This is a genomic window from Mycobacterium sp. UNC410CL29Cvi84, assembly GCF_000686745.1.
GTDB classification, from domain to species: Bacteria; Actinomycetota; Actinomycetes; order Mycobacteriales; family Mycobacteriaceae; genus Mycobacterium; species Mycobacterium mucogenicum_B.
The window spans coordinates 513,780-527,856 of record NZ_JMLM01000001.1 but is presented as its reverse complement, the minus strand read 5'-3'; the positions used below and the strand labels follow the sequence as shown (position 1 = coordinate 527,856).

Annotated in this window: 16 protein-coding genes; 9 read left to right on the top strand and 7 right to left on the bottom strand. The window is 67.8% G+C overall.

The annotated features are described in order from the left end of the window. The first annotated feature begins 54 nt into the window (after positions 1 to 54). Complete coding sequence (locus tag BR47_RS0102630; protein ID WP_029105740.1) at positions 55 to 705, top strand: winged helix-turn-helix transcriptional regulator; 651 nt, start codon at positions 55 to 57, stop codon at positions 703 to 705. 7 nt (positions 706 to 712) lie between these two features. On the opposite strand, the gene BR47_RS0102625 is transcribed toward BR47_RS0102630, so the two are convergent. Both BR47_RS0102625 and BR47_RS0102620 read right to left on the bottom strand, forming a co-directional pair. Next, entirely contained in the window at positions 713 to 1,504 is a 792-nt protein-coding gene (locus BR47_RS0102625) for a thioesterase family protein (RefSeq protein WP_029118488.1), read from the bottom strand. Next, entirely contained in the window at positions 1,501 to 2,334 is an 834-nt protein-coding gene (locus BR47_RS0102620; RefSeq protein ID WP_020103702.1) for a RecB family exonuclease, read from the bottom strand. The genes BR47_RS0102625 and BR47_RS0102620 overlap by 4 nt, the downstream gene beginning before the upstream one ends. A gap of 120 nt (positions 2,335 to 2,454) precedes the next feature. Here BR47_RS0102620 and BR47_RS0102615 point away from each other — a divergent pair, with 120 nt between their 5' ends. Beyond that, positions 2,455 to 3,312 (top strand): tRNA (adenine-N1)-methyltransferase, encoded by an 858-nt coding sequence (locus BR47_RS0102615; RefSeq protein WP_029118487.1) that lies wholly within the window; start codon positions 2,455 to 2,457, stop codon positions 3,310 to 3,312. Here BR47_RS0102615 and BR47_RS0102610 read toward each other — a convergent pair. From BR47_RS0102610 to BR47_RS0102600, 3 genes are read right to left on the bottom strand one after another with little or no spacing between them, the layout of a single operon-like run. Beyond that, entirely contained in the window at positions 3,309 to 3,602 is a 294-nt protein-coding gene (locus tag BR47_RS0102610; protein ID WP_029118486.1) for a DUF503 domain-containing protein, read from the bottom strand. The genes BR47_RS0102615 and BR47_RS0102610 overlap by 4 nt on opposite strands. Positions 3,603 to 3,609: 7 nt before the next feature. Beyond that, entirely contained in the window at positions 3,610 to 4,146 is a 537-nt protein-coding gene (gene lppK / locus BR47_RS0102605; RefSeq protein ID WP_029118485.1) for a lipoprotein LppK, read from the bottom strand. A gap of 17 nt (positions 4,147 to 4,163) precedes the next feature. Next, positions 4,164 to 4,670 (bottom strand): MTB12 family secreted protein, encoded by a 507-nt coding sequence (locus tag BR47_RS0102600; protein WP_020103706.1) that lies wholly within the window; start codon positions 4,668 to 4,670, stop codon positions 4,164 to 4,166. Positions 4,671 to 4,837: 167 nt separating this feature from the next. Here BR47_RS0102600 and arc point away from each other — a divergent pair, with 167 nt between their 5' ends. After that, positions 4,838 to 6,676: a proteasome ATPase gene (arc, locus tag BR47_RS0102595; RefSeq protein WP_502685812.1), complete on the top strand. Its 1,839-nt coding sequence runs from the start codon at positions 4,838 to 4,840 to the stop codon at positions 6,674 to 6,676. Between the two features lie 68 nt (positions 6,677 to 6,744). Here arc and BR47_RS0102590 read toward each other — a convergent pair whose 3' ends face one another. Continuing rightward, positions 6,745 to 7,926, bottom strand: a complete 1,182-nt coding sequence (locus BR47_RS0102590) for a hypothetical protein (RefSeq protein WP_029118483.1) — start codon at positions 7,924 to 7,926, stop codon at positions 6,745 to 6,747. 43 nt (positions 7,927 to 7,969) lie between these two features. Here BR47_RS0102590 and dop point away from each other — a divergent pair, with 43 nt between their 5' ends. The 4 genes from dop (at position 7,970) to prcA (ending at position 11,354) form a co-directional block, all read left to right on the top strand. After that, positions 7,970 to 9,478 carry a depupylase/deamidase Dop gene (dop, locus tag BR47_RS0102585; RefSeq protein WP_029118482.1) on the top strand — a complete coding sequence of 503 codons (1,509 nt, stop codon included), beginning with the start codon at positions 7,970 to 7,972 and terminating at the stop codon, positions 9,476 to 9,478. A gap of 75 nt (positions 9,479 to 9,553) precedes the next feature. Beyond that, positions 9,554 to 9,748 (top strand): ubiquitin-like protein Pup, encoded by a 195-nt coding sequence (locus BR47_RS0102580; protein ID WP_020103710.1) that lies wholly within the window; start codon positions 9,554 to 9,556, stop codon positions 9,746 to 9,748. After that, positions 9,745 to 10,587 carry a proteasome subunit beta gene (prcB, locus tag BR47_RS0102575; RefSeq protein ID WP_231506634.1) on the top strand — a complete coding sequence of 281 codons (843 nt, stop codon included), beginning with the start codon at positions 9,745 to 9,747 and terminating at the stop codon, positions 10,585 to 10,587. The genes BR47_RS0102580 and prcB overlap by 4 nt, the downstream gene beginning before the upstream one ends. Continuing rightward, positions 10,587 to 11,354, top strand: a complete 768-nt coding sequence (gene prcA, locus BR47_RS0102570) for a proteasome subunit alpha (RefSeq protein ID WP_029118480.1) — start codon at positions 10,587 to 10,589, stop codon at positions 11,352 to 11,354. Before prcB ends, prcA begins: the two co-directional genes overlap by 1 nt. Here the strand turns inward: prcA and BR47_RS0102565 are convergent, their stop codons facing one another. Continuing rightward, positions 11,355 to 11,969 (bottom strand): TetR/AcrR family transcriptional regulator C-terminal domain-containing protein, encoded by a 615-nt coding sequence (locus BR47_RS0102565; protein ID WP_029105745.1) that lies wholly within the window; start codon positions 11,967 to 11,969, stop codon positions 11,355 to 11,357. Positions 11,970 to 12,052: 83 nt separating this feature from the next. Between BR47_RS0102565 and BR47_RS0102560 the strand changes: the two genes are divergently transcribed. After that, positions 12,053 to 13,036 (top strand): nitrilase-related carbon-nitrogen hydrolase, encoded by a 984-nt coding sequence (locus BR47_RS0102560; RefSeq protein WP_029118479.1) that lies wholly within the window; start codon positions 12,053 to 12,055, stop codon positions 13,034 to 13,036. Beyond that, positions 13,033 to 14,058: an agmatine deiminase family protein gene (locus tag BR47_RS0102555; protein WP_029118478.1), complete on the top strand. Its 1,026-nt coding sequence runs from the start codon at positions 13,033 to 13,035 to the stop codon at positions 14,056 to 14,058. The genes BR47_RS0102560 and BR47_RS0102555 overlap by 4 nt, the downstream gene beginning before the upstream one ends. Positions 14,059 to 14,077 lie beyond the last annotated feature (19 nt).

The window sequence follows — 14,077 nt, the reverse complement described above, 5'->3', positions numbered from 1 at the left end:
CTCTCTAGATGGTTGATATAATAATTTGTACTTTAAATTAGCAAGTAGGTGATGATGAGTCGAGACTACGGCCAGTACTGCGGGCTTGCCAGGGCGTTGGATGTCGTGGGTGACAGGTGGAACCTGCTGATCGTCCGCCAGCTCTTGATCGGTCCGGCACGCTTCGGTGAGCTCCGGGAGGGGCTGCCGGGGATCGCGACGAACCTACTGACCGACCGGCTTCGCGATCTCGAATCCGCCGGCGTGGTGGAACGGCGCCTGTCCGACGGGGCCAACGCGATCACGTACGCCCTCACCGAGTGGGGTGCTCAGCTGCGGGAGCCGATCTACGCCATGATCCGGTGGTCGACGCCGCTGATGATCCGCGGCCCGGAGGGGGATTCCTTCCGCGCCGACGGGCTGCTGCTGGCGCTGCCGGCCTTGTTGTCCGCGCGTGTGCCCGGCGATCGGCCGACCACGGTGGGAATCGTGGTGGACGGTGTCACCGTTCAACTGAGCGCGACCGCGGCCGGCATCGACGTCGGCTGGCCCGACGGCGGCAAGCTCGAGGCCGTGCTGACGGCCGAGGCGCAGATTGTTCTCGGGCTCGCGGCGGGCTTGCTTGCCCTCGACGACGTCGCCCCGCTCGTCGACATCACCGGCGACCTCGCGGCGTTGCGCGTCTTCTTCGACGCGCCCACGTCCGCCGTCGACGTCGCGAAGTGATCCCGACTCAGCGTCGCTGCACCAGCAGCGTTTGCGCTGACGTCCCGATGAAGCCCTGTTCGTCGAACAGCTCGGCAGTGGTCGACCCGAGGCCGTCGGGCCCGATCGAACCGCGCGCCCGCAGGCAGAACTCCGAGCCGACGGGGGCGCGGTGCAGGTGCACCGTGGTGTCGGTGTTCATGAACATGAACTCATTCGGATCCAGTGCTGCGCCAACGCCATTCGCGGAGTCGACGACCATGGCAAGCCGTTGCAGGGCGGTCAGTTTCTCGTCGTCGACCAGCGAGACCAGCGGCTGCATCCACACGACGGCCGCGCCCGCATCGTCGGGCTGGGGCTCCCAGGTGACGGTCTCGAGATAGCCGGGCCGGCCCTGCCAGTGATGCCGGAAACCGGTGTCGGGCAACCGCTTCATCGGCGGGTAGCGATCCAGGGCCGCGTCCCGCGTGTCGGTCGTCGCCAACAACCAGGCCGACATCCGCGCCACCGCACGGTCGGAACCGTCCCGCTGCGCCGCCGTCATCTCCGCGGTCATCATGCAGATCCGCGAGCCGGGCCGCGACACCCACGCCCGAACCGCAACGGGCGCAACCGGAATGGCGCCGAGGATGTCGAGGGTCAGCCGACCCACCTGCATGCCGCTACCGGCGGCGAGCTCTTCGATCGATTTGGTCAGCAGTGCCAGCGGCGGCGACCCGTGCTGAATGCTCGAATCCCAGTTACTACCGGTGCCTTCGGTGGATTCGAAGCGTTGAAAATCGCCGTCGGCGTCGAGCCGACGGTAATAGCAGTCGATCATGCGATTCCGAAACTGTCGGGCCAGCCCGGATAGGGCGGGGGAGTGCCGCCGAACGCGGGGCACAGGTCTTGGTGCGTGCACCAGGAACATAGCTTGGACGGGTTGGGCCGGAAGTCACCGGTCTCGCCCGACTTCTGGATGGCGTGCCAGATGGCCATCAGGGTCTTCTCGAACCGCTCCAACTCGGCCAGGTCGGGGCTGTAGTCGAGAACCTGGCCGTCGGCCAGGTACAGCAGCCGCAGCCGCGCCGGCACCACCCCGCGCAGCCGGAGCAGGGCCACCGCATAGAACTTCATCTGGAACATGGCCTTGAACTCGGCCAGTGCGCGCGCTTCCGGTGGGGCCTTGCCGGTCTTGTAGTCGACGACCCGCAGCTCACCGGTCGGCGCGACGTCGATCCGGTCGACGAAGCCGCGCAGCAGCGTGCCGTCGGACAGCTCGACCTCGACGCGTTGTTCACAGCTCTGCGGGTCGAAGCGCGTCGGGTCCTCGAGCCGGTAGTACCCCGACAGCAGGGCCCGCGCTTCTTTGAGCAGCGTCTCCCGCAGCTCGGGCGCGATCTCCTCGGCCAGCTCGGGCTTCTCCGCCACCACGGCGTCCCAGGCGGGCGTGACCAGGGACAGCGCGGTCTCCGGCACGCGGTCGGTGGCAGGCAGCGCGTACAGCTGCTCCAGCGCGGCGTGCACCAGCGAGCCGCGCAACTGCGCGGTCGACGGCGGCTCCGGCAGCCGGTCGATGGCCCGGAACCGGTAGAGCAGCGGGCACTGTTTGAAGTCGCCGGCCCGCGACGGCGACAGCGCCGGCCGCCGGGTGGGGGCAGTGGCGGTCATCGGCGATCCGCCTTCAGCTCCTCGTTGGCGGTACTCATGCCTGCAGCTTAGGTGGGGGCCACGACAAAGTTCGCGAACCCCGGCCGTCTGCCGGGACGGGTCGGCTGGCAGGCTGGCCCGGTGAGAATCACCGGACCCTTCACCGTCGGCGACCGCGTCCAACTGACCGACGCCAAAGGCCGGCACTACACGATGGTGCTGGAGACAGGTGGGGAATTCCACACCCATCGCGGCATCATCACCCACGATTCGGTGATCGACCAGCCCGAGGGCAGCGTCGTGAAATCCACCAACGGCGACCCGTTCCTGGTGCTGCGCCCGCTGCTGATCGACTACGTCCTCTCGATGCCGCGCGGCGCGCAGGTGATCTACCCGAAGGACGCCGCGCAGATCGTGCACGAGGGCGACATCTTCCCGGGGGCAAGGGTTTTGGAGGCCGGTGCCGGCTCCGGCGCGCTGACGTGTTCGCTGCTGCGGGCCGTCGGCCCGGGCGGTTCGGTGACGTCCTACGAGGTGCGCGACGACCATGCGGTGCACGCGGTGCGCAACGTCGAGACCTTCTTCGGTGAGCGGCCGGAGAACTGGAACCTCGTCATCGCCGATCTCAACGACTACGACGGCGGCGCAGGGGCGAGCGAAGCGACGGGGGAGGGCGAGGTCGACCGCGTCGTGCTCGACATGCTCGCGCCGTGGGACGTGCTGGAGACGGTGTCGAAGGCGCTGGTCCCCGGCGGCGTCCTGATCGTCTACGTCGCGACCGTCACGCAGCTGTCGAAGACGGTCGAGGCGCTGCGCGAGCAGCAGTGCTGGACCGAGCCGCGGTCCTGGGAGTCGCTGCAGCGCGGCTGGGACGTCGTCGGCCTCGCGGTGCGCCCGCAGCACTCGATGCGGGGCCACACGGCGTTCCTCATCAGCGCTCGCCGCCTTGCGCCGGGGGCGGTGACGCCGCAGCCGCTGCGGCGCAAGCGCAACATCTAGTCCTCGCTGCTGACGAGGCCGCGCCGCGCGGACAGCAGCTCGATCTCCGGGCGCCCCGCAACCTGACGTTCGGCGGCATCGAGCACCTCGACGACGTGACGGCGGTCAGCCGCGACGACCGACACCCCGATCGCCGCCCGGCGGTGCAGATCCTGATTGCCGCTCTCGGCCGCTGACACATAGAACTTGCGCTGCAGTTCGGCGATGATCGGCCGGATCACGGAGCGCTTCTCTTTCAGCGAGTGCACATCGCCCAGCAACAGGTCGAACTCCAGCCAACCGACCCACATCGGCAGCTCAGCGACCAGGTGTCGGGGCCGCACCAGAGGCGCCGGGCCCGCCCGGCTGCCCGAGCTTGAGCAGCAGGTTGGCGGTCTGCCGGTTCAGCTGCCAGGCGTCCCGGATGGGACTGAACTCCATGGGGAACGTGAACTTGTTGTCCGGCGCGGCGACCGAGCTGATGGTGATCGTGGCGATGATGTCGCCCGGCTGCCCGGCCGACCACAGCAGGTCGGTCGCCGTCACATTCATCGGATTGAAGCCGTTGTCGCGCAGCGCCTTGGTGAAGTTGTCCAGCCCGGCCTGATCCTCGGCGGTGCCGTATTGGATCAGTCCGATCTTTTGTGCCGAGGGCACCGCGGGGTCCGCGATCTTGTACAGCACCGCGGTGATCGCGTCGGGTGACGGCAGCGGTGCGGCCGCGGGTGTCTTGGCGTCGGTGGTCAGCAGTGAACGGGGCATGGGGTCGGCGGGCGGCTCGACGTGTTCACTGCACCCGGCCAACCCGATCGCCGTCGCGACGACGGCGATCAGGGTTCCTCGGGTCGGATTCACCGGGCTGGTCCTGGCGCCTACTTCACCGACGACAGCAGGGCCATGGCCGACCCCTTGGACAGTTGCCAGCCGGTGGGGCTGGGGCCGGCGACGAAGGTCAGCGGCTGGGATGCGGTGGCACCCGTGGCGGCGGTGGCGGTGACGTTTGCCGTCGCGGTGCCATCGCCGAGGTCATCGATATCGGCAATGGCGAAGCTCATGGGGAACACGCCCTGCTTCACGGCATTGCTGTAGGCCCGGTCGGCGGTGATCGCCTCGAGCCGGCCGACGCCGCCCTGGATGTAGCTGCCCTTGGACCCGGCGAAGCTGCCGGCGGCCGTCAGCCCGGTGAGCGTGGACACCAGTGACGTCTGCAGTCCCGGCGCGGGCGCCTGGGGCAGCGGTACCTGGCGGACGACCGGCGCGACGGCCGTCGACGTTCCAGTGGTCGGGATGGCCGTCTGCGAAGCCACGGTCGTACCGACGGCTGCGGCACCGACGAGGGCGGTGGCTGCGATGCCGGTGACGAGGGATTTGACGATCACTGCGGTCCTTTCGATGAGCCCGACTCGCGTATGAGATTAACAGCGCGGTCAGAGGGACACCCGTGTGTCGCAATTCCTTCGACGCCCATGATTGGCAGATCGCCGGTAGCGTTGAGGTATCCGCCGCACCAACTTCCGGTGCGGGAAAGGAGCGCAAGATGTCTGAAATGGATCGCCCGGACGCCTTCGGCAACCCGGGCATACCTCGTCAGAACCCCATGTCCAGCACCGATGCCGCCGAGTTGGCGCGGCTTCGCAGTGAGACGGCGGCGCTGCGAGAGCAGCTCACGAACGCGGCCGCGACGCATCGCGGACCGCGTGACGTGCAGCAGCTCGAAGCCCGCATCGATTCGCTGACGACCCGCAACGGCAAGTTGATGGACACCCTCAAAGAGGCGCGGCAGCAGTTGCTGGCGCTTCGTGAGGAAGTCGATCGGCTGGGGCAGCCGCCCAGCGGATACGGCGTCTTGCTGCTCACGCACGACGACGACACCGTCGACGTCTTCACCTCCGGCCGCAAGATGCGGCTGTCGGTGTCGCCGAACATCGAGGTATCCGAACTCAAGCAGGGCCAGACCGTCCGCCTCAACGAGGCGCTGACGGTGGTCGAGGCCGGCTCGTTCGAGTCGGTCGGTGAGATCAGCACCCTGCGCGAAATCCTGAACGACGGCAAGCGCGCCCTTGTCGTGGGCCATGCCGACGAGGAGCGCATCGTCTGGCTCGCCGAGCCGCTGGTCGCGCTCGAATACCTCGACCCCGAGGTCGCCGAGGTGCTCGAAGGTGTCGATGACCTGGCGGACGAGCGCGCGCGCAAACTGCGGCCGGGCGACTCGCTGCTGGTCGACAGCAAGGCCGGGTACGCCTTCGAGCGCATCCCCAAGGCCGAGGTCGAGGACCTGGTCCTCGAAGAGGTGCCGGACGTCGCCTACAGCGACATCGGTGGCCTGACGCGGCAGATCGAGCTGATCCGCGACGCCGTCGAGCTGCCGTTCCTGCACAAGGACCTGTACCGGGAGTACGCACTGCGGCCGCCGAAGGGCGTGCTGCTGTACGGCCCTCCGGGTTGCGGCAAGACGCTCATCGCGAAGGCCGTCGCCAACTCGCTGGCCAAGAAAATGGCCGAGATCCGCGGCGACGACGCCCGGGAAGCCAAGAGTTACTTCCTGAACATCAAGGGCCCCGAGCTGCTCAACAAGTTCGTCGGCGAGACCGAGCGGCACATCCGCCTGATCTTCCAGCGGGCTCGCGAGAAGGCCTCCGAGGGCACCCCGGTGATCGTGTTCTTCGACGAGATGGACTCGATCTTCCGCACCCGTGGCACCGGCGTCAGCTCCGACGTCGAAACCACTGTCGTGCCACAGCTTCTCAGTGAGATCGACGGTGTCGAGGGCCTGGAGAACGTCATCGTCATCGGCGCCTCCAACCGCGAGGACATGATCGACCCGGCCATCCTGCGGCCCGGCCGCCTGGACGTGAAGATCAAGATCGAGCGGCCGGACGCCGAAGCGGCGCAGGACATCTTCAGCAAGTACCTCACCGAGGAACTGCCCGTCCACGCCGACGACCTGGCCGAGTTCAACGGCGATCGCGCGCTGACCATCAAGGCCATGATCGAGAAGATCGTGGACCGGATGTACGCCGAGATCGACGACAACCGCTTCCTCGAGGTCACCTACGCCAACGGCGACAAGGAGGTCATGTACTTCAAGGACTTCAACTCCGGCGCCATGATCCAAAACGTCGTGGACCGGGCCAAGAAGTACGCGATCAAGTCGGTGCTGGAAACCGGGCAGCGCGGTCTGCGGGTGCAGCATCTGCTGGACTCGATCGTCGACGAGTTCGCCGAGAACGAAGACCTGCCCAACACCACCAATCCCGATGACTGGGCGCGGATTTCGGGCAAGAAGGGCGAGCGGATCGTCTACATCCGCACGCTGGTCACCGGCAAGAGCTCGTCCGCGAGCCGGGCCATCGACACCGAGAGCAACCTGGGTCAGTACCTGTAGACCCGCACACAGAACCGTCCCTTCTCCCCGGAGGAGGGACGGTTTTGTGTCTGTTGACCGATCGCGGCTCAGCGCGCGCGGTCGGCGAGGTAGCGATCGCGCGCGTCCAGTCGGCGACGCAGGCTGTCGACCTGCGGGTCGACGAACTCGGCGCGGTACTCGGCGTCGGTCGTGGTGCGGGCCGTGATGTACATGAAGGTCAGGGCGCCCAGGAAGAGCGTCGTCTGGATCAGCGACTCCGGAATGGGCAGCGTCATGCCGAAGATGGTGCCCTCGGGCGAGCCGTTGTTGCGCGTCCATTCCGCCAGCAGCTTCGGGCTGATCAGGATCAGGCCGAGCACCAGGAAGATGAATGCGGTCACCAGCGCGACGATCAGCAGCTGCAACACCTGCGACATGGCCAGGACGAACACCACGTTGACACGTTCGATGCGGGACAACGGGATTCGGTGGTCGGACGCGGGTAGCTGCTCGAACGGGGTGCCGGCCAGGGTTTCGCGCTGGGCATCCGGTGTGTCGGGCGTCGTGGCCGTCAGGATCGGCCGGACCCGGTCGATGGTGGTCGCGATGACGAATGCCACGGCGATCAGCGCCAGGAAGCCCAGCGCGGACCACAGCCGGGCCCGGCTGACGTTGGCCGCCATCAGCCAGACGTAGGTGTTGAAGAACACCAGCACCGTCAACAGCATGATCGGCAGGGCCCGCACGAAGAGGTTGCCCACGAGGGTCAGGTTGTGCGCTGTGGTGTCCAAGGCCCAGCCCAGGATCGAGCCGATGCCGGTTGCGGTGCAGGCCAGGATGACGGCGATGACCACGCCGACGTAGATCACGTTGCTGCTGACATAGGCCCCGGGGCCGCCGAACACCGCGCCGGCCAGGCATATCGCCACCGCCACCGCGGCCGCCGTGGCGCGGTTACGCCACGACGCGATGCGCGACACCAGCCAGCCCGCCAGTGCGGCCAGCGGCGCCACCAGCAGGAGAAGGGCGAGGATGAACCATTCGGTCCGGGTGGGCTGGCCCTCGATGTTGATGGTGTGCTTGCCGGTGACGGCAGTGACGAGGATCGAGTTGGCCATGAACACCGCGAACCCGGCCAGCGCCGGTGCCGAGCGTTGCCACAGTCGTCGCACCAGCGCCCCCGGACGCAGCACCGCGGGCAGTCCGCGGCGCAGAAACCAGGTCTCGGCGGCGACGCGGTCGCTCCGCGCGGGCTTTTCCGGTCGCTCCGCGCGCCCCGATGTGGTCATGCGGCTAATCGTCGCGTATCAACAGCCGTCTAGTCTTGGCGGCATGCAACGGATCATCGGAACAGAGGTCGAATACGGCATTTCCTCGCCGTCTGATCCGACCGCGAACCCGATCCTCACGTCCACCCAGGCGGTGCTGGCGTACGCGGCGGCCAGTGGCATCCAGCGGGCCAAGCGCACGCGCTGGGACTACGAGGTCGAGTCCCCGCTGCGCGACGCGCGTGGCTTCGACCTGAGCCGCTCCACGGGCCCGGCCCCGATCGTCGACGCCGACGAGATCGGCGCGGCGAACATGATCCTCACCAACGGCGCCCGGCTGTATGTCGACCACGCCCACCCGGAGTACTCCGCTCCCGAGGTCACCGACCCGATGGACGCGGTCATCTGGGACAAGGCCGGCGAACGGGTCATGGAGGCCGCGGCACGGTATGTGGCCAGCGTCCCGGGCGCGGCCAGGCTGCAGCTGTACAAGAACAATGTCGACGGCAAGGGCGCGTCGTACGGCACGCACGAGAACTACCTGATGAGCCGGCAGACGCCGTTCAACTCGGTGATCGCCGGGCTGACGCCGTTCTTCGTGTCCCGTCAGGTCGTGACGGGGTCTGGCCGCGTCGGCATCGGGCAGTCGGGGGATGAGCCGGGCTTCCAGCTGACGCAGCGCGCCGACTACATCGAGGTCGAGGTCGGGCTCGAGACGACGCTCAAGCGCGGCATCATCAACACCCGCGACGAGCCGCACGCCGACGCCGACAAGTACCGCCGGCTGCACGTCATCATCGGTGACGCCAACCTGGCCGAGACGTCGACGTACCTCAAGGTGGGCACCACGTCACTGGTGCTCGACCTCATCGAGTTCGGGCCGGCCGAGGGCATCGACCTGTCCGATTTGGCGCTGGCCCGGCCGGTGCACGCGGTGCACGTCATCAGCCGCGACCCGTCGCTGCGCGCGACCGTGGCGCTGGCGGACGGCCGCGAACTGACCGCCCTTGCGCTGCAACGCATCTACCTGGACCGGGTGGCCAAGCTGCAGGAACGCCGCGATCCCGACCCGCGCGCCGACCACGTCATCGAGACCTGGGCGCACGTCCTGGACCTGCTGGAACGCGATCCCATGGAATGCGCCGAACTCCTGGACTGGCCGGCCAAGCTGCGCCTGCTGGAGGGCTTCCGCCAGCGGGAGAACCTGGGCTGGAACGCGCCGCGCCTGCACCTGGTGGACCTGCAGTACTCCGACGTCCGGCTGGACAAGGGGCTGTACAACCGCCTGGTGGCGCGTGGCTCGATGAAGCGGCTGGTCACCGAGCAGCAGGTGCTCGACGCGGTGGACAACCCGCCCACCGACACCCGCGCCTACTTCCGTGGTGAGTGCCTGCGCCGGTTCGGTGCGGACATCGCCGCGGCCAGCTGGGACTCCGTGATTTTCGACCTCGGTGGCGAGTCGCTGGTGCGGATTCCGACGCTGGAACCGCTGCGTGGAAGCAAGGCCCACGTCGGTGCGTTGCTCGATTCGGTGGACAGCGCGGTCGAGTTGGTGGAACAGCTCACCACGTAACTGCTTGTGTTCCCGGGGAACCCGGGCGCGGACCGGTAGTGTGAAGTCAGAGAATCGAGCAATCAGGAGGCGGCGATGGCTCAGGAACAGACCAAGCGCGGTGGCGGCGGCGGCGAGGACGACGACCTCTCCGGCACGTCTGCCGCAGGTCAGGAACGTCGCGAGAAGCTCGCTGAGGACACCGACGACCTGCTCGACGAGATCGACGACGTGCTGGAAGAGAACGCTGAGGACTTCGTGCGCGCATACGTCCAAAAGGGCGGCCAGTGACGGCAGCGTTCGGGCCTTTCTCTGATCGACTGGATGTCACCTCACCCCACCTGAACCTGTCCTCGTTTTCGGACTTTCTCAGCCGGCAGGCGCCCCACCTGCTGCCGGTGGTGGGTGATTCTGTGACCAGCGGTGCCGACTTGCCCCACGGCACGACGATCGTCGCGATCAAATACCCCGGCGGCGTGCTGATCGCGGGTGACCGCCGCGCCACCCAGGGCAACATGATCGCCAGCCGCGACGTGCAGAAGGTGCACATCGCCGACGACTACACCGCGACCGGTATCGCCGGCACCGCGGCCATCGCGGTGGAGTTCGCGCGGCTGTACGCCGTCGAGCTCGAGCACTACGAGAAGCTCGAAGGCGTGCCGCTGACGTTCCGTGGCAAGGTCAACCGACTCGCCATCATGGTGCGCGGCAATCTGGGCGCGGCCCTGCAGGGCTTCGTCGCGCTGCCGCTGTTGGTGGGCTACGACCTGGACGACTCCGACCCGGGCAACGCCGGTCGCATCGTCTCGTTCGACGCCGCGGGTGGCTGGAACATCGAGGACGAGGGCTACCAGTCGGTGGGCTCGGGCTCGCTGTTCGCCAAGTCGTCGATCAAGAAGCTGTATTCGCATGTGACCGATGCCGATTCGGCGCTGAAGGTCGCCATCGAGTCGCTGTACGACGCGGCCGACGACGATTCGGCCACCGGCGGACCGGACTTGACGCGTGGCATCTATCCGACCGCGGTGCTGATCGGTGCCGAGGGCGCCGAAGAGGTCACCGAGGAGCGCATCGCCGCGCTGGCCCGGGAAGTCATCGCCAACCGGACGCGCGCGAAAGGTAATGCCTGATGAGCTTTCCGTATTTCATCTCGCCCGAACAGGCGATGCGGGAACGGTCCGAGCTTGCGCGCAAAGGCATTTCGCGGGGTCGCAGCGTGGTCGTGCTGGCCTACGACGGGGGCGTGCTGTTCGTCGCGGAGAACCCGTCGCGGTCGCTGCAGAAGGTCAGCGAGCTGTATGACCGCGTCGGTTTCGCCGCGGTCGGCCGGTTCAACGAGTTCGACAACCTGCGACGCGGCGGCATCCAGTTCGCCGACACCCGGGGCTACGCCTATGACAGGCGGGACGTCACCGGCCGACAGCTGGCCAACGTCTACGCCCAGACGCTCGGCACCATCTTCACCGAGCAGGCCAAGCCCTACGAGGTCGAGCTGTGCGTCGCAGAGGTGGCGCACCACGGCGAGACGAAAGCCCCTGAGCTGTACCGGATCACGTACGACGGGTCCATCGCCGACGAGCCGCATTTCGTCGTCATGGGTGGTACGACCGAGCCGATCATCGCCGCACTCAACGACTCCTACCAGGAGAACGCGAGCCTGGCCGACGCGGTGAGGATCGCCGTCGACGCGCTGCACGCCGGGGCCGGCGACCGCGTGCTGGGCGCCGCGACGCTCGAGGTGGCGATCCTCGACGCCAAGAGGCCACGGCGCGCGTTCCGCCGGATCACCGGCGCAGCGCTCGACGCCGTCCTGCCGAAGGCCGAGGAGTCGGAGGCCAAGGACGAGGCCAAGTCCGCCGACGGCGAGAGCAAGCCCGAAGGCGACGCGGCCGAGTAATCAGTCGGCCGACGGGACCGCCGCCAGTCCGCGGAGTAGCACTCTGACGCCGAATTCGAAGGCGTCATCGGCGCGTTCGGGTTTGCTGGTGCCGGTGGCCAGTGCGGCCGCGAATTCCGGACCGACATCGGCGCCGGCCTGCCAGGGTTCGTCGGGCGCGGCCACATCGAGCGCCGAGCCGAGCACGAACGAGTCGATCAGCGTGATGGCCCGCAAGGTGTCCGCGGGATCGAACCCGGCCCGGTCGAACGCGACGGCCAGCACGTTGTACATGGTGAGGGCGTGGTCGCTGTTCACCGCGTGCGAGGTGAGCAGAGGGATGAGCCGCGGGTAGCGGGCGTAGCTCTGGCGGTAGGACCGCATGATGTCGGCGACGACGTCGGTCCATGGCCGCTGCGGGTCGTCGGCAGGCAGCGCGACGTCGGACATCGCCCGTTCGCGCAGCAACTCGACGATCTGTTCACGTCCCGCGACGTGGTTGTACAGCGATGACGGGCTGACCTTGAGGGCCCGGGCCAGTTCCGGCACGGTGAAGCCCCCGGTCTTGTTGACCAAATCCATTGCTGCGCTGGCGATGCGATCCGTGGAAAGCAGCGGTTTGGAGGGGCGGCCCATGGCATATGTCTACTACCTCTTTACAAGCAGGGGTAAGTGGGGTCACAATAAAACGAATCAAATTCGTTTTAGGAGTCCAGCTGATGATCACCCTGACCGCCACCGCACCCGAGTCGCTGTCGCGCAGCACCGAGTCGACGCGCCCGCCCGTGCGGGTCGGCCTGGTGCAGCACCGCTGGCGTCCCGACGCCGACGAGCTCACCAAAGTGCTGCGTGACGGTATCGACCGCGCGGCCGGAGAGGGCGCCGCGCTGGTCTGCCTGCCGGAGATCACGCTGCTCCGGTACCCCGCCGACACCCCGGCCGGCCCGAACCCGGGGGATGCCGCAGAAGATCTCCTCGACGGCCCGACGTTCGCACTCGCCGCCGAGGCGGCCCGCGCCAACGGCATCTTCGTGCACGCGTCGCTGTACGAAAAGTCGCCGGCCGCAGACGGTTTGGGCTTCAACACGGCGATCCTGGTCTCCCCGTCGGGTGAGCTCGCCGGCCGGACCCGCAAGATGCACATCCCGATCTCGGCGGGCTACTACGAGGACACCTACTTCCGGGCCGGTCCGGCCGAGGGCAACCCGTACCCGGTCTACGAGCCCGAGGGGCTCGGCGCCAAGCTGGGCATGCCGACGTGCTGGGACGAATGGTTCCCCGAGGTGGCCCGCAACTACTCGCTCGGCGGTGCCGAGATCGTCGTCTACCCGACGGCCATCGGCTCCGAGCCCGTCTTTCCCGCCTTCGACACCCAGCCGCTGTGGCAGCAGGTCATCGTCGCCAACGGCATCAACAGTGGTCTATTCATGGTGGTGCCCAACCGAATCGGCGACGAGGGCACCGTGACCTTCTATGGTTCGTCGTTCATCTCCGATCCGTACGGACGGGTGCTGGTGCAGGCCCCGCGTGACGAGGAGGCGGTGCTGGTCGCCGATCTGGACCTCGACCAGCGCCGCGACTGGCTCGAGCTGTTCCCGTTCCTGCTGACCCGGCGTCCGGAGAGCTACGGCGCGCTGACCGCACCTGTCGACGCGCAGCGCCCGTACGGCGCCGGCCACGAAGCCACCGCGGTGGTGAAATGACCAACTACGTGATGCCTGCGGAGAGCGCGCCGCAGGACCGGGTGTGGATGGCGTTCCCGTCGGAGGGATATTCCTTGGGGGACACCGAAACCGAACACCACGAGGCCCGCTCGACATGGGCCGCCGTTGCCCATGCGGTGCTTGAGTTCGAGCCGGTGACCGTGGTGGTGGACCCCGCGGAAACGGCTGCCGCGCGGCGGTACCTGTCCGCTGACGTCGACATCGTCGAGGCGCCGCTGAACGACGCCTGGATGCGCGACATCGGCCCGACCTTCGTGCATGCCGGCGACGGTTCGGTGGCGGCGGTGGACTGGGTGTTCAACGGCTGGGGTGCCCAGGACTGGGCGCGCTGGGATCGCGACGCGAAAATCGGTGCCGCCGTGGCCGGTTGGGCCGGTGTTCCGGTGATCAGCTCGACGTTGGTCAACGAGGGCGGAGGTATCCAGGTCGACGGGCAGGGCACGGTGCTGGTCACCGAGACCGTCCAACTCGACCCCGGCCGCAATCCCGGCGCCACCAAGGCCGACATCGAAGCCGAACTGGCCCGCACCCTCGGTGCCACGCATGCCGTGTGGCTGCCGCGCGGCCTGACCCGCGATTCGGAGCGCTTCGGCACCCGTGGACACGTCGACATCGTCGCGGCCATCACGTCACCCGGACGCCTCCTGCTGCATGCGCAGCGGTCCGATGCACATCCGGACCATCTGGTGTGCAAGGAGATTCGTGAAGCTCTCGCCGACACCCGCGATGCCGCGGGCCGGCCGTGGGAGATCGTGGAGCTGCCCGCACCCGACCTGCTGACCGATGCCGAGGGCTACGTCGACTACAGCTACATCAACCACCTGGTGGTCAACGGCGGCGTCATCGCGTGCGCGTTCGGTGATCCGCGCGACGCCGATGCGGCGGCGATCCTGGCCGAGCAGTACCCCGGCCGGCGCGTGGTCAGCGTCGACGCGCGGCCGCTGTTCGAGCGTGGCGGCGGCATCCACTGCATCACACAGCATCAGCCGTCGCCGCGGTGATCTGATCTCAGCCATTTGG

What these genes read in the sequence shown, in the direction of transcription:
- BR47_RS0102630 (WP_029105740.1), top strand. Translation starts at nt 55, where the DNA reads ATGAGTCGAGACTACGGCCAGTACTGCGGGCTTGCCAGGGCGTTGGAT.
- BR47_RS0102625 (WP_029118488.1), bottom strand. Translation starts at nt 1,504, where the DNA reads ATGATCGACTGCTATTACCGTCGGCTCGACGCCGACGGCGATTTTCAA.
- BR47_RS0102620 (WP_020103702.1), bottom strand. Translation starts at nt 2,334, where the DNA reads ATGACCGCCACTGCCCCCACCCGGCGGCCGGCGCTGTCGCCGTCGCGG.
- BR47_RS0102610 (WP_029118486.1), bottom strand. Translation starts at nt 3,602, where the DNA reads ATGTGGGTCGGTTGGCTGGAGTTCGACCTGTTGCTGGGCGATGTGCAC.
- arc (WP_502685812.1), top strand. Translation starts at nt 4,838, where the DNA reads ATGGATCGCCCGGACGCCTTCGGCAACCCGGGCATACCTCGTCAGAAC.
- BR47_RS0102590 (WP_029118483.1), bottom strand. Translation starts at nt 7,926, where the DNA reads ATGACCACATCGGGGCGCGCGGAGCGACCGGAAAAGCCCGCGCGGAGC.
- dop (WP_029118482.1), top strand. Translation starts at nt 7,970, where the DNA reads ATGCAACGGATCATCGGAACAGAGGTCGAATACGGCATTTCCTCGCCG.
- BR47_RS0102580 (WP_020103710.1), top strand. Translation starts at nt 9,554, where the DNA reads ATGGCTCAGGAACAGACCAAGCGCGGTGGCGGCGGCGGCGAGGACGAC.
- prcA (WP_029118480.1), top strand. Translation starts at nt 10,587, where the DNA reads ATGAGCTTTCCGTATTTCATCTCGCCCGAACAGGCGATGCGGGAACGG.
- BR47_RS0102565 (WP_029105745.1), bottom strand. Translation starts at nt 11,969, where the DNA reads ATGGGCCGCCCCTCCAAACCGCTGCTTTCCACGGATCGCATCGCCAGC.
- BR47_RS0102560 (WP_029118479.1), top strand. Translation starts at nt 12,053, where the DNA reads ATGATCACCCTGACCGCCACCGCACCCGAGTCGCTGTCGCGCAGCACC.
- BR47_RS0102555 (WP_029118478.1), top strand. Translation starts at nt 13,033, where the DNA reads ATGACCAACTACGTGATGCCTGCGGAGAGCGCGCCGCAGGACCGGGTG.